The following is a 608-nucleotide window of genomic DNA, read 5'->3' on the forward strand; positions in this document are numbered from 1 at the left end:
GGAGTATACTTTGCTAATGCATATGAAGTGAACTATTTCTCTGGAGGGTCTTCAGAAAAATATAATCAATATATGGGACCATATGCAATGCATTGGCACATGATTAATTATTGTTTTGATAACGGTTATGATAGATATAATTTCTATGGCTTATCAGGTGATTTTACTGAAAACAGTGAAGACTATGGTGTTTATCGCTTTAAGAGAGGTTTTAATGTTAGGATTGAGGAATTAATCGGTGATTTCTATAAACCAATCAATAAAGTGAAATATTGGTTATTCAATACATTAGATCGCATACGTAATAAATTGAAAAAGTAAAAATAAATGATACAAGTATATGACGAGCAGATTGAGATATCCAATCTGCTCGTTTAGCTTTAGAGAAGGATTGTGTACTCTAAAGCACTCGGCGTAGGATGTTTGAGTCTAGGATGAAAATTCATGTTGCTCCCTACATATTTAATCATAGCATATTATGAAAACTATACAATAATGCTCGTCAATATATTTTTTATATACGAATTATAATTTTGTAATACTAAAATGCTTTAAATGTAATTCTTTTAGTGCGGTGAGAAGATTATAAAAACATTATGTAAACTAAA

1 protein-coding gene is annotated in these 608 nt (G+C 29.6%); it reads left to right on the forward strand.

The genetic code is table 11. From position 1 onward, the window contains the following. The coding region (locus tag IE142_RS40025; protein WP_191889472.1) for a peptidoglycan bridge formation glycyltransferase FemA/FemB family protein at window positions 1-321 on the forward strand (321 nt) is incomplete at its 5' end. Window positions 322-608 lie beyond the last annotated feature (287 nt).

The sequence above is a fragment of the Streptomyces mutabilis genome (assembly GCF_014649815.1).
Lineage (GTDB): Bacteria > Actinomycetota > Actinomycetes > Streptomycetales > Streptomycetaceae > Streptomyces > Streptomyces mutabilis.